Source organism: Mesorhizobium sp. M6A.T.Cr.TU.017.01.1.1, assembly GCF_004023115.1.
Classification (GTDB): Bacteria; Pseudomonadota; Alphaproteobacteria; order Rhizobiales; family Rhizobiaceae; genus Mesorhizobium; species Mesorhizobium mediterraneum.
In genome coordinates this window covers 1-18,836 of sequence record NZ_RZTA01000059.1, presented here as the reverse complement: position 1 = coordinate 18,836, position 18,836 = coordinate 1, and the positions used below count along the sequence as shown (strand labels likewise).

The following is an 18,836-nucleotide window of genomic DNA, read 5'->3' as shown; positions in this document are numbered from 1 at the left end:
AGGCGTCATCTCGCTCTGAGAACCGCCGAACATCAGTCGTTCAACATCTCGATGGTGGCTTCAAGAATCTGTCGGGCCTCCTTGTGGCCTTTGGCTTCCATTTTTTTGACCCAAGCGTCCCAGAGCGGCTGAGCGGCGACCTTGTTCCAGCGCACCACCTCCTCCGTCGGCATCGCGTAGCGGATCATCTCGCGGTTTTCCGCCTCGGCCCCGTCGAGGGCTGCCTGCTCGGCTGCGTCGAAGAAGTTCCTGCCCCATAATTTCGAACCTTCGAGGCCGCTGACGCTCATGATGGCGTTGCGGATATCCATGGGCAGGCTGTCCCATTTCTGTTTGTTGGCGCACAGCGAGCCGTACACGGCAGAGAGCGGCGCGATCGTGTAGTATTTCGCGACCTCGTAGAGCCGGAAGGCATTCACCGCCTCCCAAGGCGCTCCCATGCCGTCGACCACGCCCTTGTCGAGGGCCTGGTAGACATCCGGCATCGGGACCAGTGTCGGCACGGCGCCCAGCGCCAGCTCGGTCGGCGGTCCGCCGGTCACGCGTATCTTGAGACCCTTCAAATCCTCCAGCGTCTTCACCTGTTTGCTGGTGGTGAGGATGAAGTACGGATGGCTCGTCCACAGCGCCAGCGGCTGGGTCTCAGCATATTCCTCCCGTATGGCGGGGAACCTTTCGTAGAGTTTCCACAACACTTCGCTGCCTTTCTCGGCGGACGTGATCGGCAGGCCAGGCAGGGTGATCACGTCCGACAGCGGGGTGATGTCCGGCCAGTAGCCGTGGAAGCACCAGCCAATGTCGACGACGCCGGCGCGCACCGCGTTCCACGTCTCCGTCCCTTTCACCAAGGTCTGCCCCGGATAGTGCTCGATCTTCACGCGGCCTTTGGTTGCTTCCTCGATCTTCTTGATCCAGGGCTGCATCGCGTGGACGGAGCCCCAGGCGGTCGGCGGATTCTGATCGGCCACTGTCAGTGTCACTTCCTGCGCGGGTGCCGCTGCGGTCAGGGCAAGCACAGTGCCCACGATCCCGATCGCCGAGAGAAGGTTTCTGACGACATCCCATGACTGCTGATAGATCATCCCTCGCGCTCCGCTACTCTCATGTCATGAATGGCGCTGTCTCGGAGAATTGCGCTACAGAATGATTTCAGCGAAACGGAATTTGGTTACGTCTGTAACAGCGGGGAGAGTCGTTGTTGATCGGCGGCGCCGCCATATGGCAATTTGCTGTGGAAGGAGGCGGGCGGCTTGGCACCGATGCTGGCCAAACGGCAGCGTCAACAGCAATTGGGGAGACCCATGGCCAACGCTGAGGAACTCCGGAGCTACATCATCAAGGGTGGCGAGGAAGGGCGGTCGCGGCTCGCCCTCATCTCGCGCGTGCTGGCGCCGGCAACCCGAGCGCTTCTCGATCGCTTCGAACCGCTGAACGGAATGTTGGCGCTGGACGCCGGTTGCGGCGGCGGTGACGTCAGCTTCGAGTTGGCGGCTCGGGTCGGTTCAAACGGCCGCGTCGTCGGATTCGATCTCGACGAAGAGAAGCTGGCGGCGGCCCGCGAAGAGGCAGCCAACCGCGGCCTCGCCAATGTCGCGTTTCACAAGGCCAGCGTGCTCGATCCATGGCCAATCTCGGGCGCCGCGTTGGTCTATATCCGGTTCGTTCTCACGCATCTCGCGAGCCCGGAGGAAGTGCTGGCGAGAGCAAGGGCGGCGCTGGCGCCCGGCGGCGTCTTGATCGTCGAGGATATCGACTATGCTGGCCAGTTCTGCGATCCGCCTTGTCCGGCCGTCGATCGCTATAGCGAGCTCTTTGTCGCGACACTCAAGGCGCGTGGCGGCGACCCGTTCATCGGGCGCGGGCTGGTCCGCCTTCTGGAAAGCGCGGGCTTTGCCAGTGTCGACTCCGGCCTCGTCCAACCCTTCGGGCGAAGCCGCGACATCAAACAGACCACATCGCTCACCATGGCGATCGCCGGAGCCGTCGCAGCATCGGGCATCGCCACCGCCGAAGAGGTCGACCACCTGACGCGCGAGATCAAATCCTTTGCCGACCGGTCGGACACGACCATATCCCTCCCACGCATCTTTCAGGCGTGGGGGCGAATGACGCACTGACAGATGCATTGCCTTCCGGCAACGGCCTTGCCGTATGACGGCTTTGGGTCAAACCACGCGGTTAGTGCGCGGCTTACCGCGCGCCCAAACCGCCCGCAGTTTCGCGCAGTGTTTCAGTTTGCATGAACAGTCTTGGGAAGAACTGCAAGGAAACAGAAATTGCGAGGTAGAATAATAGCTTATTGGATAAAGCTGGTGCGGTCGAGAAGACTCGAACTTCCACGGGTTGCCCCACAGCGACCTCAACGCTGCGCGTCTACCAATTCCGCCACGACCGCACGTGGTAGGAGCCGAAACGAACCGGCTCGCGGCGTGTAGCAAATCGTTTCCGGCGAAACAAGGGCGCGTCGCGCAATAATTGCCCGGGCTTCGGCATAACCCTTCAAAGAGCTGGAACGCGCCCGGAACTGGACGTTTCGCCCGATTGCCGCCATATGTGAGGCGACACGAGACACGCCATGACAGAACGCAGCCAGATCGCCACATCGTTCCTGCCCCTGCCCGGTTCGGCGCCGGTCGAATGGCGGATCGAACCCGGCCTCACCGCCTATCCGGATGCGCTTGCCGTGATGGAGGCGCGTGCCGAAGCGATCCGAAGCGGCGCCGCCGGCGAGATGGTCTGGCTGGTCGAGCATCCGCCGCTCTACACCGCCGGCACCAGCGCCCGCATCGAGGACCTGATCGAGCCGAACCGTTTCTCGGTGTTCGCGGCCGGGCGCGGCGGCGAATACACCTATCATGGGCCAGGCCAGCGGGTCGCCTATGTGATGCTCGACTTGAAGCGGCGGCGCAAGGATGTCCGCGCCTTCGTTGCCGCGCTTGAACAATGGATCATCGGCACGCTCGCCGCCTTCAACGTGCTCGGCGAACGGCGCGAGGACCGCGTCGGCGTCTGGGTGGTGCGACCGGATCGCCCCACCCTGCCTGACGGATCGCCGGCCGAGGACAAGATCGCTGCCATCGGCATCAGGCTGAGGCGCTGGGTGAGCTTTCACGGCATTGCCATCAATGTCGAGCCGGATCTCAGCCACTTCAGCGGCATCGTGCCGTGCGGCGTGCAGGACTACGGCGTTACCAGCCTTGTCGATCTCGGTCTTCCCCTGGGAATGGCCGACCTCGATCTCGCGCTGAAATCCGCATTCGAGGATGTCTTCGGACCGGCCGAAATGTCGGTTGTCGAGGCGGCCCGCAACGCCGGCTGAAATCTCGTCGGGATCGGCTCAGATCAGCCGCGCGGATTCCCACAAGTAGCTACGTCCCGGCGCAAGGTGTCAGCGAAGGACCGAGTTCCAACGCTGACGCCCCCCTCTCCCCGTGAAGAACGGGGAGAGGGGGACACCAGCGATAGAGCCACGTCTTTGACCGGTCTTTCACATCGCTCCGATCCAGATTGCCATGGAAACGAGAAACGTGCTCATGCACACCAGTGACACGACATCCTGAACAAGACCGGTCATAACGCTCTCCTGTTTTCAGTATGTTCGTATTTTGTTCTAATTTTGTTCGAATGTCAACGACCGCAATCCGAGCGTGTCGCGAAATTCCGGGCGCTCAGTTCGGCAGGGTTAAGAAAAGGTTGCGAGCCGGATTTCCGGCGTTTTCGGCGCTGGTTGCGTGTGGCGAAAATGCAGCCGGACAGCATGCTGATAGTCAGTCGCCAAGTGTGGAGATTCAGGTCAGGCCGGCATCACCTGATATCGATACACCTAAAGCGGAACAACCTTGCCGTCGGCCAGCGTGACACGACGGTCCATGCGCGAGGCAAGCTCGTGATTGTGGGTGGCGATCAGCGCCGCCAGGCCCGATTGCCGGACCAGCGCGCTCAGCGCCTCGAACACATAAGAGGCGGTGACCGGGTCTAGGTTGCCGGTCGGCTCGTCTGCCAGCAGCACCAGCGGCGCATTGGCGACGGCGCGCGCGATGGCGACGCGCTGCTGCTCGCCGCCGGACAGTTCGGAGGGGCGATGCTGCGCGCGCTTGCCGATCTGCATGTAGTCGAGCAGCTGCGCCGAACGCTCGGCAGCCTCCTTGCGCGTCAGCCCTTTTATCAGCTGCGGCATCATGATGTTTTCCAGCGCCGTGAACTCCGGCAGCAGGTGATGGAACTGATAGACGAAGCCGACATCGTTGCGGCGGATCGCCGTGCGCTCGTCGTCGGAAAGCCGCCCGCAAGCGCGGCCGGCTAGAATCACATCGCCGGCGTCCGGCCGTTCCAGCAGTCCGGCTGTGTGCAACAGCGTCGATTTGCCGGTGCCCGAAGGCGCCACCAGCGCCACGATCTCGCCGCGCTTCAGCGAAAAATCGGCGCCGTTCAGGATGGTCAGCTTGCGCGGACCCTGGACATAGTGCCGCTCGACGCTCTTCAGCTCGATAATGGCCTCGGCCATCATTCGTACCTCAGCGCTTCGACGGGATCGAGCCTGGCCGCGCGCCATGCCGGAAACAGCGTCGCCAGGAACGACAGCACCAGCGCCATGAGCACCACCGAGATCGTCTCGCTGGCGTCCATGCGGGCAGGCAGCTGGCTGAGGAAATAGAGCTCGGGATTGAACAGCCTCTCGCCGGCCAACCAGGAGAAGAACTGGCGGATTCGCTCGACGTTCAGGCAGATTACAACGCCGAGCAGCACGCCGGCGATGGTGCCCACCACGCCGATCGCCGCGCCCGTCATCAGGAAGATGCGCAGGATCGCGCCGCGCGTGGCCCCCATGGTGCGCAGGATGGCGATGTCGTGGCCCTTGTCCTTCACCAGCATGATCAGGCCCGAAATGATGTTGAGCGCCGCCACCAGCACGATCAGCGTCAGGATCATGAACATGACGTTGCGCTCCACTTGCAGCGCATCGAAGAATGTCCTGTTGCGTTCTCGCCAGTCGACCATGGTGATCGGACGCTGCGACGCCTCCTCGATCTTCGGCTTCAGCGCGTCGACATTGTCGGGATTGTCGACATAGAGCTCGATGGTCTGCGCCCGGCCATCCATGTTGAAATAAAGCTGCGCTTCCGAAAACGGCATGTAGACGATGGAGCTGTCATATTCCGACATGCCGACCTCGAAGATCGCCGTGACCGGATAACCCTTCATGCGCGGCGTCGTGCCGAGCGGCGTCACATCGCCGTCGGGCGCGATCAGCGTGATCGTGTCGCCGAGCACAAGACCGAGATTCTCGGCCATGCGGCTGCCGATGGCGACGCCCTCGCTTGTGTCGAAGCCAGCGATCGAGCCCTGCTTGATATTGTTGGCGACGATCGAAATCTTGCCCAGATCCTCGCCGCGGATGCCGCGCACCAGCGCCCCTGACCCGCCGCCGACATTGCCTTGCGCCAGCACCTGCCCGTCGATCAGCGGAATGGCATATTTGACGCCGGGCACGCCGTTGATGCGGCCGGCAACCTGCGCATAGTCCTCCAGCGGCATGTCGAGCGGCTGCACGATCAGATGGCCATTGACGCCGAGAATGCGCGTCAGGAGCTCGGCGCGGAACCCGTTCATGACGGCCATCACGACGATCAGCGTGGCAACGCCCAGCATGATGCCGAGGAAAGAGATCGAGGCGATGACGGAGATCACCGTTTCCTTGCGGCGCGAGCGCAGATAGCGCCACGCGACCATGCGTTCGAAAACGGAAAAAGCTCCGGCGGCCAGGGGTTTCGCTACTGCCGCTTCGCTCATGCGGCAGAACCGAAGCGTTTCTTCACGTCCGCGATCGGCAGCGTCTCACGCTCGCCGGTCCTGCGGTTCTTGATCTCGACCTCGCCGGCCGCCACGCCGCGCGGCCCGACGATCACCTGCCACGGCAGTCCGATCAGGTCGGCGGTGGCGAACTTGCCGCCCGGCCGCTGGTCGGTGTCGTCGTAGAGCACGTCCTTGCCGACGGCGACAAACGCCGCATGGAGTTCATCGCAGACGCGGTCGCAGTCGGTGTCACCGGCCTTCATGTTGATGAGACCGATATCGAAAGGCGCCACCGCCTCCGGCCAGATGATGCCGTTGTCGTCATGGCTGGCCTCGATGATCGCCGCGACCAGGCGCGACGGGCCGATGCCGTAGGAACCTCCGGAGACAAAATGATCCTTGCCGTCGGGCCCGGTCACCTTGGCGCCCATCGGCTTCGAATATTTGTCGCCGAAATGGAAGATGTGGCCGACCTCAATGCCGCGCGCCGAGACACGGTCGGTCGTCTCAACCTTCTCCCACGCCGCCTCGTCGTGCATCTCGTCGGTCGCGGCGTAGGGCGTCGTCCATGTCTTGACGATGTCGCCGATCGCGGCATCGTTGGAGAAGTCCGTGTCCGCGCCCGGCACATCAAGCGCGAGATAATCGCGATGGCAATAGACCTGGCTCTCGCCGGTGTCGGCCAGGATGATGAATTCGTGGCTGAGGTCGCCGCCGATCGGCCCGGTGTCGGCACGCATCGGGATCGCCTGCAGCCCCATGCGCGTGAACGTCCTGAGGTAGGACACGAACATCCTGTTATAGGCCGCCCTGGCGCCTTCGAAGTCGAGGTCGAAGGAATAGGCGTCCTTCATCAGGAACTCGCGCGAACGCATGACGCCGAATCGCGGCCGCACCTCGTCGCGGAACTTCCACTGGATGTGATAGAGATTGAGGGGCAGATCCTTGTACGACTTCACATAGGCGCGGAAAATCTCGGTGACCATCTCCTCGTTGGTCGGCCCATAGAGCATGTCCCGATCTTGCCGGTCCTTGATGCGCAGCATCTCCTTGCCATAATCGTCATAGCGGCCGCTTTCGCGCCACAGCTCGGCGGACTGGATGGTCGGCATCAGGATCTCGAGCGCGCCGGCGCGGTTCTGCTCCTCGCGAATGATCCGGCAGACCTTGTCCAGCACCCTTTTGCCGAGCGGCAGCCAGGAAAAACTGCCTTGCCCCTGCTGGCGGATCATGCCGGCGCGTAGCATCAGCCGGTGCGAGACGATTTCGGCCTCGCGCGGGTTTTCTTTGAGGATAGGCAGGAAATAGCGCGACAAACGCATGGACTGGTCCGTGAGAGAGAGTTACCGCACCGGAATCGGCGCAGCGCTGGGCTTGCTTGCCCCGGCTTCATAGCCATTTCATGACGGAATGGAAACCCGCCCCCCAAGCGCCGCAAAGGGTGCCGCAGTGCCGCATCCGCCTTGCTGGTCGTTTCGCAAGCAACGCTTGCCACACTATTGTGCAGTGCAGCACGAGATTGCCTATTTCCAGGCAAAATTCTGCGTGACATTTTCACCCGCCTTGGTCTAATGTGCCCCGATAACCGAGAGGGCGGAAAGAAATCTGCCCTCCTACGCGGTCAAAGTCTTGGGAGGATGCGATCTAGGCGCGGTTACTCGCTGCCGCCGGACACCGGAAACAGATCGGACGCGTTTAAATTGCAAGGCCTTGTGCCTTGCATTTTTTTTGTGCAATCATTTGGTTAGCACGACGTACTGCCAAATCGCTTTATCCAGATGTGTCGCCCGAAGGTGCGCGGCCGCTAAAGCAAGAAATTGACGCGCGTAAATACTAATCCCTTGGAGCGCGTGGCGCCCTCGCGGCAGCAAAACAAATCCGGAAGCCGGCTTTGTTTTGCCCCCATCGGCGCTCGCGTTCAGGGCGACGAATAGTGCGTCGCCGGTTATGCTAACTCTTGGGGCTCTGGCTAAAATCCGGCACGATGTGCGGGATATCGTCGATGCCGAGGCCGAGCCCCCTCGTGATGCCATAGAAGATGCCAAGAAGAACCATCGTGACGATCGTCGTCCGCAGCACGGCGCGCAGCATATGCGGTCCGCGAGGCGCGCTATGTACAGTGCCCAGCGTCACGTCCTGATCCTCGTCCTGCGTCCTCATGCTGAACGGCAGGACGGCGAACAGCACCACCCACCATGTGATGAAGAACAGGGCGATAAACGAAACCCAGCTCATGCTTGCTCCAGTTCGACCAGCGTGCCGAAGAAATCCTTGGGATGCAGGAACAGCACCGGCTTGCCATGCGCGCCGGTCTTCGGGTTGCCGTCGCCCAGGACGCGGGCGCCGCTGGCCTTGAGGTGATCACGCGCGGCAAGAATGTCGTCAACCTCATAACAGACATGATGCATGCCGCCCGAGGGGTTCTTCTCGAGGAATGCCGCGATCGGCGAACCCTCGCCGAGCGGCTCCAGCAATTCGATCTTGGTGTTGCCGACATCGACGAACACCACCGTCACGCCATGTTCCGGCAGCGCCTGCGGTGCGGTCACCCGAGCGCCGAGCGTGTCGCGATAGGCCGCTGTCGCCGCGGCAAGATCCGGCACGGCAAGCGCGACATGGTTCAGGCGTCCGAGCATAGGGTGCTCCGAAAGTTAGGGGAGTAGGGGAATAAGGCAGTAGGGGAGTAGGGAAAAAGACATTGAGGCGTGCGAGCTTTTTTGCTCTTCCCTACTCCCGTACTGCCCTACTCCCCTACTCCCTTGTTCGTCACCGCGTGACGAACACTGTCACCAGCGGCTTCTTGCCCCAGGCTTCGTTGGCGGCGCCGCGGACGGCGCGGCGCACCGCCTCCTGCACGAGGTCGAGGTCTTTTCGGCGCTGACGGGGGATGGAGTCCACGGCGCCGATTGCCGCATCGATCATCAGGTCTTCCAGGCTCTCGCCGCGCGCATCGGCTTCGGCGACGCCGATGGCGACCAGGTCGGGATCGCCGGCGAGCTCATATTTGTCGTCGAGCACGACATTGACCGCGACATGGCCGGCGAAGGACAGCTTGCGCCGGTCGCGAATGCCCATTGCCTGGTCGGTGCCGATCAGCCTGCCGTCCTTGTAGATGCGGCCGAACGGCACCTGGTCGATGATCGTGGCAGCACCTGGATAGAGCCGCAGCATGTCGCCGTCGCGCACCTGCGCCACCTGGCCGATGCCCGACGTTGACATCAGCGAGCCCTGCGCCACCAGATGCGCCGCCTCGCCATGCACGGGAACGCCGATCTGCGGCCGCACCCATTCATACATCTTGCGCAACTCGCTGCGGCGTGGATGGCCGGAGACATGCACCAGCGCATCGCCGTCCTCGATGATCTTGATGCCGAGATCGATCAGGCGGTTCTTGATCTCGAGTATCCCCTTCTCGTTGCCGGGAATGGTGCGCGAGGAAAACACCACCGTGTCGCCTGCTGTCAGCGACACCGATTTCATCTCGTCGCGCGACAGTTTTGCCAATGCCGCCAGCGGCTCGCCCTGGCTGCCGGTGCAGATGATGACGAGGTTTTCGCGCGGGATGAAGCCAAAATCCTCCTCGGCGATGAATTCGGGCAGCCCGTCCATGTAGCCGAGCTCACCGGCAACATCGATGACGCGCTTCAGCGAGCGGCCAAGCACCAGGCACTGGCGGCCGGCATCCCTAGCCGCCTTGGCAATGGAGACGATGCGCCCGACATTGGAGGAAAAAGGGGTGACCGCGACACGGCCCTTGGCGCTCTGGATGACGCCCTTGAGGCCCTCCCCCACCGCCACTTCGGACGGCGACTCCCCTTCCCGCAGCGCATTGGTGGAATCACAGATCAGCGCCAGCACGCCCTTGTCGCCATAGGCGCGGAAGCGGGCCTCGTCGGTCATCGGTCCGATCGTCGGCGCCGGATCGATCTTCCAGTCGCCGGTGTGGATGACGGTGCCGGCCGGCGAGGTGATCGCCAGCGACATCGGTTCAGGAATAGAATGCGCGACGGGAATCGCCTCGATCTCGAACGGGCCGATGGTGAATTTTTCGCCGGCCCGGTAGATCGTCAACGGGATCTTCGGTGCGCCCTGCTCGCCTTGCCGCTTGGCTTCCAGCAATCCGGCGCCGAAGGGCGTCATCCAGACCGGCGCCTTGAGCTTCGGCCATGTGTCGAGCAGCGCGCCGTAATGGTCCTCATGCGCGTGCGTGATGACGATGCCGCGCAGATTGGCGATGTTCTCCTCGATGAAGCGCGTGTCGGGCAGCACCAGGTCGACGCCAGGCAGGCTGGCATCGGGAAAGGTGACGCCGACATCGACGACAATCCATTCGCGCGCATTGGCCGGGCCGTAGCCATAGAGGGCGAAGTTCATGCCGATCTCGCCGACGCCGCCGAGCGGCACGAAGACGAGTTCGGCGTTTTCAGCTTTCGCCATGATCTTTCCTTTCCTGGCCGGTCAAACCAGGCCCGTCTAATCTAGGCCCGTCAAACCTGAGCCGACGCGACCGCGCCAAAATGCACATCGCCGGCGGCGATCGTCAGAACCGAACCCTCATCGTCGCGGATCACGAAACGGCAGTCCTCGTCAATGGTCTCGAACGTGCCGCGCACCACATTACCGTCAATTCTGACAGCAACCTGCCCGCCAAGCCCTGCCGCGCGCGCCAGCCAGCGCTGCCTGACGGCGGAAAGCCCGCGCCCCTCATTCCACAGCCGCGCATTCTCGCTCCAGGCATCCGACAGCGCCAGAAACAATGTCTCGGCATCGCAAGCAGCACCCAGCGCGCTAAGCGATGTCGCGGGATATGGCAAATCGTTGGGATAAGCCACAACATTGACACCGATGCCCACCGCCACCGCGAAGCGATCGCCTTCGAGTATCGCCGATTCCAGCAGGATGCCGGCAAGCTTGGCGCCGGAGGCGAGCACATCGTTCGGCCATTTGAGCTCGAAACGGTTCTTCCCATCGCTGCCGCCGTCGAGGCCGATTGCGATCCTGCCCTTCGGCACGACGGCGTCGAGCGCATCGGCCAGCGCCAGCCCGGCGACGAAGCCGAGCGTCGCGGCAAGGCGAAGCTCGGCGTTGGTGACGACAAGCAGCGTCGCCGCCAGATTGCCCTCGGGCGTCGCCCAGACCCGGCCGCGCCGGCCACGCCCGCTTTCCTGTTTTTTTGAAACGACCCAGAGCTTTCCCGGGTCCCCGGCCCGCGCATGATCCAGCGCCAGCGCATTGGTGGAACCGACCGTGTCATGTGCCTCGAGCCGGAACCCTTCCGAGGCCGCTGTTGGAGCCAGCCGAAATGCCATCGCGTCAGAAAAATGTCTTGGCGGCGGCTTCGGCATAGGTGCCGATCGGCCCGCCGATCAGCACGTAGAACAGCACGAAGGCGCCGCAGACGCCGAGCACGACGCGAAGCTCGGTCGCCATCGGCACAAAGCCGCCGACCGGTTCGTCGAACCACATGATCTTGATGATGCGCAGATAATAATAGGCGCCCACCACCGAGGCCAGCACGCCGATGATCGCCAGTGCGTAGAGGTTGGCGTTGATGGCGGCGAGGAACACGTACCACTTCCCCCAGAAGCCGGCGAGCGGCGGGATGCCGGCCAGAGAGAACATCAGGATGGTCAGGATCGTCGCCATGATCGGATTGGTCGACGACAGGCCGGCGAGATCGCTGATCTGCTCGACATTGCCTTCCTTGCGCCGCATGGCGAGGATGAAGGCGAAGGTGCCGAGCGTCATCACCAGATAGATCAGCATATAGATGGCGACGCCGCGCACGCCGGCCTGGCTGTTGGCGGCGAGACCGACCAGTGCGTAGCCCATATGGCCGATCGAGGAATAGGCCATCAGGCGCTTGATATTGGTCTGGCCGATGGCCGCGAAGGCGCCCAGCGCCATCGAGGCGATCGAGATGAAGACGATGATCTGCTGCCAGTCGGCGGCGATCGGCTTGAACGCGCCCATGGTGACGCGCACGATCAGCGCCATCGCCGCCATCTTCGGCGCCGCAGCGAGGAAGGCCGTCACCGGCGTCGGCGCGCCTTCATAGACGTCGGGCGTCCACATGTGGAACGGCACCGCCGATATCTTGAAGGCGAGGCCGGCCAGCACGAAGACCAGGCCGAAGACGAGGCCAAGCTGCCGCTCGCCGCCGCCCAACGCCGTGGCGATTTCCTGGAACCCGGTGTTGCCGGTGTAGCCATAGACGAGGCTGATGCCGTAAAGCAGCATGCCCGACGACAGCGCGCCGAGGACGAAATACTTCAACCCCGCCTCGGTCGAGCGCAGATTGTCCCGGTTGATCGCCGCCAGCACGTAGATCGCCAGCGACTGCAATTCGAGGCCGAGATAAAGCCCGATCATGCCGTTGGCCGAGATCATCAGCATCATGCCGAGCGTGCACAGCAGGATCAGCACCGGATATTCGAACTTGTCGAAATGCTCCGCCTTGGCGAAGCGCATCGACATGACCAGTGTCACCGCCGACCCGATCAGCGCCAGCACCTTCATGAAGCGGGCGAAGGGATCCTGGACGAAGGCTTCGCCGTAGGCGTAGCCCTGCCCGGTGGAAAAGATCGTCCAGACGCCGGCAACCACCAGGACGGCGACGGCAAGGCCGCTCACCGTTGTGGTGGTGTTGGCGCGCGAATAGGCGCCGAGCATCAGGAGCGCCAGGGCGCCGATGGCAAGGATCAGCTCTGGTGTCGAGAGCGACAGGCTGGAGAGAAGGTCCGGCGTCATGGTTCGCAAACCTCTCAGTCAGTTCGCCGCCGCGGTCTGCGCGGTGTTGATGGATGCGGTGACATTGGTGACGAGCGCCTTGACCGATTCGGCCGTCGCGTCGAAGACCGGCGCCGGGTAGACGCCGAAGAAGATGACCAGCACGACCAGCGGATAGATGATCACCTTCTCGCGCGCCGACAGGTCAAGCAGGTTTTTCAAGCTGTCCTTGGTCAGCGCGCCGAAGATCACCCGGCGATAGAGCCAGAGCGCATAGGCCGCCGACAGGACGACGCCGGTGGCGGCGAAGAACGCCACCCAGGTGTTGACCCGGAACACGCCGAGCATGGTCAGGAATTCGCCGACGAAGCCGCTGGTGCCGGGCAGGCCGACATTGGCCATAGTGAAGATCATGAACACGGTGGCGTATTTCGGCATGTTGTTGACCAGCCCGCCATAGGCGTCGATGTCGCGTGTGTGCATGCGGTCGTAGATGACGCCGACACAGAGGAACAGCGCGCCGGAGACCAGGCCGTGCGACAGCATCTGGAAGATCGCCCCCTGGACGCCTTCCTGGTTCATCGCGAAGATGCCCATGGTGACGAAGCCCATATGGGCAACCGACGAATAGGCGATCAGCTTCTTCATGTCCTCCTGCATCAGCGCCACCAGCGAGGTGTAGATGATGGCGACGACGGACAGCGCGAAGACCAGTGGCGCGAACATCTCCGAGGCGATCGGAAACATCGGCAGCGAGAAGCGCAGGAAGCCGTATCCGCCCATCTTGAGCAGGATGGCGGCCAGGATCACCGAACCGGCCGTCGGCGCCTCGACATGCGCGTCCGGCAACCAAGTGTGCACCGGCCACATCGGCATCTTCACGGCGAAGGATGCGAAGAAGGCAAGCCATAGCCATGTCTGCATGGTCGCCGGGAAGTTGTGCGTCAGCAGCGTCGGAATGTCGGTGGTGCCGGACTGGAAGAACATCGCCATGATGGCGAGCAGCATCAGCACCGAGCCGGCCAGCGTGTAGAGGAAGAACTTGAACGAGGCGTAGACGCGCCGCTTGCCGCCCCACACGCCGATGATGATGAACATCGGGATCAGGCCGGCTTCGAAGAAGACGTAGAACAAAACGATGTCGAGCGCGCAGAACACGCCGATCATCAGCGTCTCCAGCAACAGGAAGGCTATCATGTAGGCCTTGACGCGCTTCTCGATCGATTCCCACGAAGCCAGGATGCAAAGCGGCATCAGGAAGGTGGTCAGGATGACGAACAGCATGGAGATGCCGTCGACGCCCATATGGTAGGAGATGCCGGAATCCAGCCAGGCAAACTTCTCGACGAACTGGAAGCCAGGCTCCGAATTGTCGAAGCCGGTCCAGATGAACAGCGAAATCACGAAGGTGAACGTCGTCGTCAACAGCGCGATGGCGCGGATGTTGCGACGTGCATTTTCGCTGTCGTCGCGGACGAACAGGATGAGCAGCACACCAACCAGCGGCAGGAAGGTGACCAGCGACAGGATCGGCCAGGCGGTCATCAGAGCATCATCCAGGTGACGAGTGCGGCAACGCCGATCAGCATGGCGAAGGCGTAATGATAGAGGTAGCCGGTCTGCAGCTTGACGACCCGGTTGGTGACGTCGACGACGCGCGCCGAAATACCGTCCGGACCCAGCCCGTCGATTACGGTGCCGTCACCGGTCTTCCACAGGAAGTGGCCGAGGCGTTTTGCCGGCCGCACGAACAGGAGATCGAAAAGTTCGTCGAAATACCACTTGTTGAGCAGGAAGGCGTAGAGCCCGCGATGCTGCGCCGCCAAATTCTTCGGCATTTCCGGCGCGCGGATGTAGAATTGCCAGGCAATCGCAAAGCCGATCAGCATGGCGATGAACGGCGCCAGCTTCACCCACAACGGCACTTCATGGATGTCGTGCAGGATGTGGTTTTCCGGCAGTGTGAACAGCGACGCCTTCCAGAACTCGGCATAGCCCTCGCCGATGAAGGCGCCATGGAAGATCACGCCGGCGAACAGCGCGCCCGCTGCCAGGATGAACAGCGGCACCAGCATGATCGGCGGCGATTCATGGACATGGTGCATCACCTCATGGCTCGCCCGCGGCTGGCCGTGGAAGGTCATGAAGATCAGCCGCCAGGAGTAGAAGCTGGTGAAGCAGGCGGCGACGACCAGCAGCACGAAGGCAAGGCCGGCGACCGGATTGTGCGCGGCAAAGGCGCTTTCGATGATCGCGTCCTTGGAGAAGAACCCGGCGGTGCCGATGACCGTCACCGGAATGCCGACGCCGGTCAGCGCCAGCGTGCCGATCACCATCATCCAGTAGGTCTTCGGAATGAGCGTCCTGAGCCCGCCCATCCTGCGCATGTCCTGCTCGTCGGAGACGGCGTGAATCACCGAGCCCGAGCCGAGGAACAGCAGCGCCTTGAAGAAGGCATGCGTGAACAGATGGAAGATCGCCGCGCCATAGGCGCCGACGCCGAGCGCCACGAACATGTAGCCGAGTTGTGAGCAGGTCGAATAGGCGATGACGCGCTTGATGTCGTTCTGGACGAGGCCGACGGTCGCCGCGAAGAAGGCGGTGAAGGCGCCGATGAAGGTGACCACGATCAGCGCCGAATGCGACAGTTCGAACAGCGGCGACAGCCGCGCCAGCATGAACACGCCGGCCGTCACCATGGTGGCGGCATGGATGAGTGCCGAGACCGGCGTCGGGCCCTCCATGGCGTCCGGCAGCCAGGTGTGCAACGGCACCTGTGCCGACTTGCCCATGGCACCCATGAACAAAAGCAGGCAGACGACGGTCATCGCAGCCTGCTTGTCGAGCGCATAGCCGAGGAAGGTCAGCACGGCAGCACCTTGCGGGGCGCCTTCGGCCGGAATGAACGTCGCCGCATTGGCGAAGATGGTGCCGAGATTGACCGAGCCGAACAGCACGAACACGCCGAAGATGCCGAGCGCAAAGCCGAAATCGCCGATGCGATTGACGACGAAGGCCTTGATCGCGGCGGCATTGGCCGACGGCTTCTTGTACCAGAAGCCGATCAGCAGGTAGGAAGCGAGGCCGACGCCTTCCCAGCCAAAGAACATCTGCACGAGGTTGTCGGCCGTTACCAGCATCAGCATGGCGAAGGTAAACAGCGACAGATAGGCGAAGAAGCGCGGCCGGTTCGGGTCGTGATGCATGTAGCCGATCGAGTAGATGTGGACCAGCGCCGACACCGTGTTGACCACGACCAGCATCACCACCGTCAGCGTGTCGATCCTGAGCGCCCATGCGGCCTCTAACCCGCCCGACTGGATCCAGCGCATCACCGGCACGGTGAATACCTCGCCCTCGCCGAAGCCGACCGAGAAGAAGGCGACCCACGACAGCACGGCTGATATCACCAGGAAGCCGGAGGTGATGTATTCGGACGCCTTGGCGCCGAGCGACGTGCCGAACAGGCCGACGATCAGGAAGCCGAGCAGCGGAAGGAAGACGATGGCCTGATACATGGTGGTTTCCGTCAACCCTTCATCATGTTCACGTCTTCGACCGCGATCGAACCGCGGTTGCGGAAGAAGACGACGAGAATGGCGAGGCCGATCGCGGCTTCAGCCGCTGCGACCGTCAGCACGAACAACGCGAATACCTGTCCGACGAGATCGCCGAGCGCTGCCGAGAAGGCGACGAAATTGATGTTGACCGCGAGCAAGATCAACTCGATCGACATCAGGATGACGATGATGTTCCTGCGGTTGAGGAAAATGCCGAACACGCCGAGCGTGAACAGGATTGCCGATACGGTCAGAAAGTGTGCGATGCCGACGGTCATCTCAGATTCCTTCGCCCGTCTTGACCTTGCGGATTTCCATTCCAGTCGCCGGCGTGCGGCCGACCTGGGCAGCGATCGACTGCCGCTTGACGCCCGGTTTATGGCGCAGCGTCAGCACGATGGCGCCGATCATGGCGACCAGCAGTATGAGGCCCGCAATTTGGAAGTAATAGAGGTAGTCGGTATAGAGGATGTCGCCGAGCGCTGCCGTGTTCGAGCGCGCGGCAAGGTCCGGAATGGGCTTTGAGACCGTCGCGGCCAGCTGCGGCGCGAACGTATAGCCGCCGAGCACGACGATCAGCTCCGCCGCCAGGATCAGCCCGACCAGCGCGCCGATCGGCGCGTATTGCAGGGCGCCTTCCTTCATTTCGGCGAAATCGACGTCGAGCATCATGACGACGAACAGGAACAGCACCATGACCGCGCCGACATAGACGACGAGCAGGATCATCGCCAGGAACTCGGCGCCGGTCAGCATGAACAGGCCGGCGGCGTTGAAGAAGGTCAGGATCAGGAACAGCACCGAATGCACGGGATTGCGCGCCGAAATGACCATGAACGCCGACGCCACCGCGACAAAGGCGAAGAGGTAGAAAAAGGCCGCCTCTAGTCCGTTCAGCATGGGTTCCCCCGGGTTTCTGTCCAAACAGGACGTTCGTCCTGTTCGATGTTTGCCACCGCCTCCGGTCGCAAGTTTCGTGTTCCTATCGCATGTTTCGATCGGGTTGAAAGACCCGGATCGAAAGAAAACATGCGACACTTTCAATTCCGGAGGATGATCTTGTCCGAAAAGTCTGCAACTTTTCGGGATCATCCTCTGAACGAGGCCGCTCGCCCCGTCCATGCGTCAAATGTCAGCGGTACGGCGCATCCAGCGAGAGGTTGCGCGCCAGTTCGCGCTCCCAGCGGTCGCCATTGGCCAGCAGCTTGTCCTTGTCGTAATAAAGTTCCTCGCGCGTCTCGGTCGCGAATTCGAAATTCGGCCCTTCGACAATGGCGTCGACCGGGCAGGCCTCCTGGCAGAAGCCGCAATAGATGCACTTCACCATATCGATGTCGTAGCGCACGGTGCGGCGCGTGCCGTCATTGCGGCGCGGGCCGGCCTCGATGGTGATGGCTTGCGCCGGGCAGATCGCCTCGCACAATTTGCAAGCGATGCAGCGTTCCTCGCCGTTCGGATAGCGGCGCAGCGCATGCTCGCCGCGGAAGCGCGGGCTCACCGGCCCCTTCTCGTGCGGATAGTTGATCGTCTCCTTCGGCGCGAAGAACTGGCGCATCGACAGGAAGAAGGCGCTGACGAAATCCTGCAGGAGCAGCGACTTTGCGGCTTGGGCTAGAGCGGACATCACGCAAACCCCGTGATCTTGAGGAACGCGGCGACAATCACCACCATCGCCAGCGAGATCGGTAGGAAGACCTTCCAGCCAAGCCGCATCAGCTGGTCGTAGCGGTAGCGCGGCACGAAGGCCTTCACCATCGAGATCATGAAGAACACCAGGCAGACCTTGAGCACGAACCAGATCAGACCCGGCACCCAGGTGAAGGGAGCGAAGTCGAAGGGCGGCAGCCAGCCGCCGAGGAACAGGATGGTGGCCAGCGCGCACATCAGCACGATGGCGACATATTCGCCGAGGAAGAACAGCAGGAACGGCGTCGACGAATATTCGACCATATGGCCGGCGACGAGTTCCGATTCGGCTTCGACAAGGTCGAAGGGCGGGCGGTTCGTCTCGGCCAGCGCCGAGATGAAGAAGATGACGAACATCGGGAACAGCGACAGCCAATGCCAGTCGAGGAAGGTGTTGGGCAGGCCAACCCGCGTCCCTAGCCCATCCTGCTGCGACAGCACGATATCGGACAGGTTGAGCGAGCCGACGCAAAGCAGCACGGTGACGATGACAAAGCCGATCGAGACTTCGTAGGACACCATCTGTGCCGCCGAGCGCAGCGCGCCGAGGAACGGATATTTCGAGTTGGACGCCCAGCCGCCCATGATCACGCCATAGACCTCGAGCGAGGAGATGGCGAAGACATAGAGGATGCCGACATTGACGTTGGCGATCGCCCAGCCCTCGTTGACCGGGATGACCGCCCAGGCCGAGATCGCCAGCACGGCCGACACCAGCGGCGCCAGGAGAAAAACGCCCTTGTTGGCGCCGGACGGTATCACCGGCTCCTTGAACACGAACTTCAGCAGGTCAGCGAAAGCCTGCAGCGTGCCCCACGGGCCGACGACGTTCGGACCGCGGCGCAACTGCACCGCCGCCCAGATCTTGCGGTCCGCGTACAGGATGTAGGCGACGAAGATCAACAGCACGACGATCAGCACGACCGACTTCAACAGGATGATCAGCGCCGGCAGCACGTAGAAGGAGAAGAAGGTGTCCATGCTTATTCCGCCGCCTGCCTGAAGCCGTTTTTCGCCAGCGCCGAGCATTCCGCCATCACGGCGGAAGCCCGCGCGATCGGGTTGGTC

The 18,836-nt window shown here is 62.5% G+C and carries 17 protein-coding genes and 1 tRNA gene; 2 read left to right on the top strand and 16 right to left on the bottom strand.

What is annotated here, in order from left to right:
• Window positions 1-32: 32 nt before the first annotated feature.
• Complete coding sequence (locus EOB36_RS19215) at window positions 33-1,082, bottom strand: TRAP transporter substrate-binding protein (protein WP_128285465.1); 1,050 nt, start codon at window positions 1,080-1,082, stop codon at window positions 33-35.
• A gap of 219 nt (window positions 1,083-1,301) precedes the next feature.
• Here EOB36_RS19215 and EOB36_RS19210 point away from each other — a divergent pair, with 219 nt between their 5' ends.
• Window positions 1,302-2,117: a methyltransferase domain-containing protein gene (locus EOB36_RS19210; RefSeq protein ID WP_164897557.1), complete on the top strand. Its 816-nt coding sequence runs from the start codon at window positions 1,302-1,304 to the stop codon at window positions 2,115-2,117.
• A gap of 193 nt (window positions 2,118-2,310) precedes the next feature.
• Here the strand turns inward: EOB36_RS19210 and EOB36_RS19205 are convergent.
• Window positions 2,311-2,395: transfer RNA gene (locus EOB36_RS19205), tRNA-Leu, on the bottom strand.
• 180 nt (window positions 2,396-2,575) lie between these two features.
• Here EOB36_RS19205 and lipB point away from each other — a divergent pair.
• Window positions 2,576-3,319, top strand: coding sequence for a lipoyl(octanoyl) transferase LipB (gene lipB, locus EOB36_RS19200; protein WP_128285463.1), 744 nt, complete (start codon window positions 2,576-2,578; stop codon window positions 3,317-3,319).
• Between the two features lie 504 nt (window positions 3,320-3,823).
• On the opposite strand, the gene EOB36_RS19195 is transcribed toward lipB, so the two are convergent.
• From EOB36_RS19195 to nuoH, 14 genes are all read right to left on the bottom strand, one after another.
• The gene (locus tag EOB36_RS19195) at window positions 3,824-4,507 is read right to left on the bottom strand and encodes an ABC transporter ATP-binding protein (protein ID WP_185928275.1); all 684 of its coding nucleotides are present in this window, start codon (window positions 4,505-4,507) and stop codon (window positions 3,824-3,826) included.
• Window positions 4,504-5,790, bottom strand: a complete 1,287-nt coding sequence (locus EOB36_RS19190; RefSeq protein WP_128285462.1) for a lipoprotein-releasing ABC transporter permease subunit — start codon at window positions 5,788-5,790, stop codon at window positions 4,504-4,506. The genes EOB36_RS19195 and EOB36_RS19190 overlap by 4 nt, the downstream gene beginning before the upstream one ends.
• Window positions 5,787-7,115, bottom strand: a complete 1,329-nt coding sequence (proS, locus tag EOB36_RS19185; RefSeq protein WP_128285461.1) for a proline--tRNA ligase — start codon at window positions 7,113-7,115, stop codon at window positions 5,787-5,789. The genes EOB36_RS19190 and proS overlap by 4 nt, the downstream gene beginning before the upstream one ends.
• 628 nt (window positions 7,116-7,743) lie before the next feature.
• Window positions 7,744-8,028: a DUF1467 family protein gene (locus EOB36_RS19180; RefSeq protein ID WP_095483450.1), complete on the bottom strand. Its 285-nt coding sequence runs from the start codon at window positions 8,026-8,028 to the stop codon at window positions 7,744-7,746.
• Window positions 8,025-8,429, bottom strand: coding sequence for a methylmalonyl-CoA epimerase (gene mce, locus EOB36_RS19175; RefSeq protein ID WP_095483449.1), 405 nt, complete (start codon window positions 8,427-8,429; stop codon window positions 8,025-8,027). The genes EOB36_RS19180 and mce overlap by 4 nt, the downstream gene beginning before the upstream one ends.
• A gap of 130 nt (window positions 8,430-8,559) precedes the next feature.
• Window positions 8,560-10,230, bottom strand: a complete 1,671-nt coding sequence (locus EOB36_RS19170) for a ribonuclease J (RefSeq protein WP_128285460.1) — start codon at window positions 10,228-10,230, stop codon at window positions 8,560-8,562.
• A 50-nt stretch (window positions 10,231-10,280) separates the two neighbouring features.
• Entirely contained in the window at window positions 10,281-11,102 is an 822-nt protein-coding gene (locus tag EOB36_RS19165; protein WP_128285459.1) for a biotin--[acetyl-CoA-carboxylase] ligase, read from the bottom strand.
• A 4-nt stretch (window positions 11,103-11,106) separates the two neighbouring features.
• Window positions 11,107-12,543: an NADH-quinone oxidoreductase subunit NuoN gene (nuoN, locus tag EOB36_RS19160; protein ID WP_095483446.1), complete on the bottom strand. Its 1,437-nt coding sequence runs from the start codon at window positions 12,541-12,543 to the stop codon at window positions 11,107-11,109.
• An 18-nt stretch (window positions 12,544-12,561) separates the two neighbouring features.
• The gene (locus tag EOB36_RS19155; RefSeq protein ID WP_127204824.1) at window positions 12,562-14,067 is read right to left on the bottom strand and encodes an NADH-quinone oxidoreductase subunit M; all 1,506 of its coding nucleotides are present in this window, start codon (window positions 14,065-14,067) and stop codon (window positions 12,562-12,564) included.
• Entirely contained in the window at window positions 14,067-16,040 is a 1,974-nt protein-coding gene (nuoL, locus tag EOB36_RS19150) for an NADH-quinone oxidoreductase subunit L (RefSeq protein WP_128285458.1), read from the bottom strand. Before nuoL ends, EOB36_RS19155 begins: the two co-directional genes overlap by 1 nt.
• Before the next feature lie 11 nt (window positions 16,041-16,051).
• Complete coding sequence (nuoK, locus tag EOB36_RS19145; protein ID WP_095483443.1) at window positions 16,052-16,360, bottom strand: NADH-quinone oxidoreductase subunit NuoK; 309 nt, start codon at window positions 16,358-16,360, stop codon at window positions 16,052-16,054.
• Window position 16,361: 1 nt separating this feature from the next.
• A complete protein-coding gene (locus EOB36_RS19140) occupies window positions 16,362-16,982 on the bottom strand; it encodes an NADH-quinone oxidoreductase subunit J (protein ID WP_095483442.1) in 621 nt (206 codons plus the stop codon).
• Between the two features lie 232 nt (window positions 16,983-17,214).
• Window positions 17,215-17,706 (bottom strand): NADH-quinone oxidoreductase subunit NuoI, encoded by a 492-nt coding sequence (nuoI, locus tag EOB36_RS19135; protein WP_095483441.1) that lies wholly within the window; start codon window positions 17,704-17,706, stop codon window positions 17,215-17,217.
• Complete coding sequence (nuoH, locus tag EOB36_RS19130; protein WP_095483491.1) at window positions 17,706-18,749, bottom strand: NADH-quinone oxidoreductase subunit NuoH; 1,044 nt, start codon at window positions 18,747-18,749, stop codon at window positions 17,706-17,708. The genes nuoI and nuoH overlap by 1 nt, the downstream gene beginning before the upstream one ends.
• Window positions 18,750-18,836: the final 87 nt, after the last annotated feature.

Excerpts from the sequence above, each read along its gene's own strand:
- EOB36_RS19215 (WP_128285465.1), bottom strand. The coding sequence starts at position 1,082 with ATGATCTATCAGCAGTCATGGGATGTCGTCAGAAACCTTCTCTCGGCG.
- EOB36_RS19210 (WP_164897557.1), top strand. The coding sequence starts at position 1,302 with ATGGCCAACGCTGAGGAACTCCGGAGCTACATCATCAAGGGTGGCGAG.
- lipB (WP_128285463.1), top strand. The coding sequence starts at position 2,576 with ATGACAGAACGCAGCCAGATCGCCACATCGTTCCTGCCCCTGCCCGGT.
- EOB36_RS19195 (WP_185928275.1), bottom strand. The coding sequence starts at position 4,507 with ATGATGGCCGAGGCCATTATCGAGCTGAAGAGCGTCGAGCGGCACTAT.
- EOB36_RS19190 (WP_128285462.1), bottom strand. The coding sequence starts at position 5,790 with ATGAGCGAAGCGGCAGTAGCGAAACCCCTGGCCGCCGGAGCTTTTTCC.
- proS (WP_128285461.1), bottom strand. The coding sequence starts at position 7,115 with ATGCGTTTGTCGCGCTATTTCCTGCCTATCCTCAAAGAAAACCCGCGC.
- EOB36_RS19180 (WP_095483450.1), bottom strand. The coding sequence starts at position 8,028 with ATGAGCTGGGTTTCGTTTATCGCCCTGTTCTTCATCACATGGTGGGTG.
- mce (WP_095483449.1), bottom strand. The coding sequence starts at position 8,429 with ATGCTCGGACGCCTGAACCATGTCGCGCTTGCCGTGCCGGATCTTGCC.
- EOB36_RS19170 (WP_128285460.1), bottom strand. The coding sequence starts at position 10,230 with ATGGCGAAAGCTGAAAACGCCGAACTCGTCTTCGTGCCGCTCGGCGGC.
- EOB36_RS19165 (WP_128285459.1), bottom strand. The coding sequence starts at position 11,102 with ATGGCATTTCGGCTGGCTCCAACAGCGGCCTCGGAAGGGTTCCGGCTC.
- nuoN (WP_095483446.1), bottom strand. The coding sequence starts at position 12,543 with ATGACGCCGGACCTTCTCTCCAGCCTGTCGCTCTCGACACCAGAGCTG.
- EOB36_RS19155 (WP_127204824.1), bottom strand. The coding sequence starts at position 14,067 with ATGACCGCCTGGCCGATCCTGTCGCTGGTCACCTTCCTGCCGCTGGTT.
- nuoL (WP_128285458.1), bottom strand. The coding sequence starts at position 16,040 with ATGTATCAGGCCATCGTCTTCCTTCCGCTGCTCGGCTTCCTGATCGTC.
- nuoK (WP_095483443.1), bottom strand. The coding sequence starts at position 16,360 with ATGACCGTCGGCATCGCACACTTTCTGACCGTATCGGCAATCCTGTTC.
- EOB36_RS19140 (WP_095483442.1), bottom strand. The coding sequence starts at position 16,982 with ATGCTGAACGGACTAGAGGCGGCCTTTTTCTACCTCTTCGCCTTTGTC.
- nuoI (WP_095483441.1), bottom strand. The coding sequence starts at position 17,706 with ATGTCCGCTCTAGCCCAAGCCGCAAAGTCGCTGCTCCTGCAGGATTTC.
- nuoH (WP_095483491.1), bottom strand. The coding sequence starts at position 18,749 with ATGGACACCTTCTTCTCCTTCTACGTGCTGCCGGCGCTGATCATCCTG.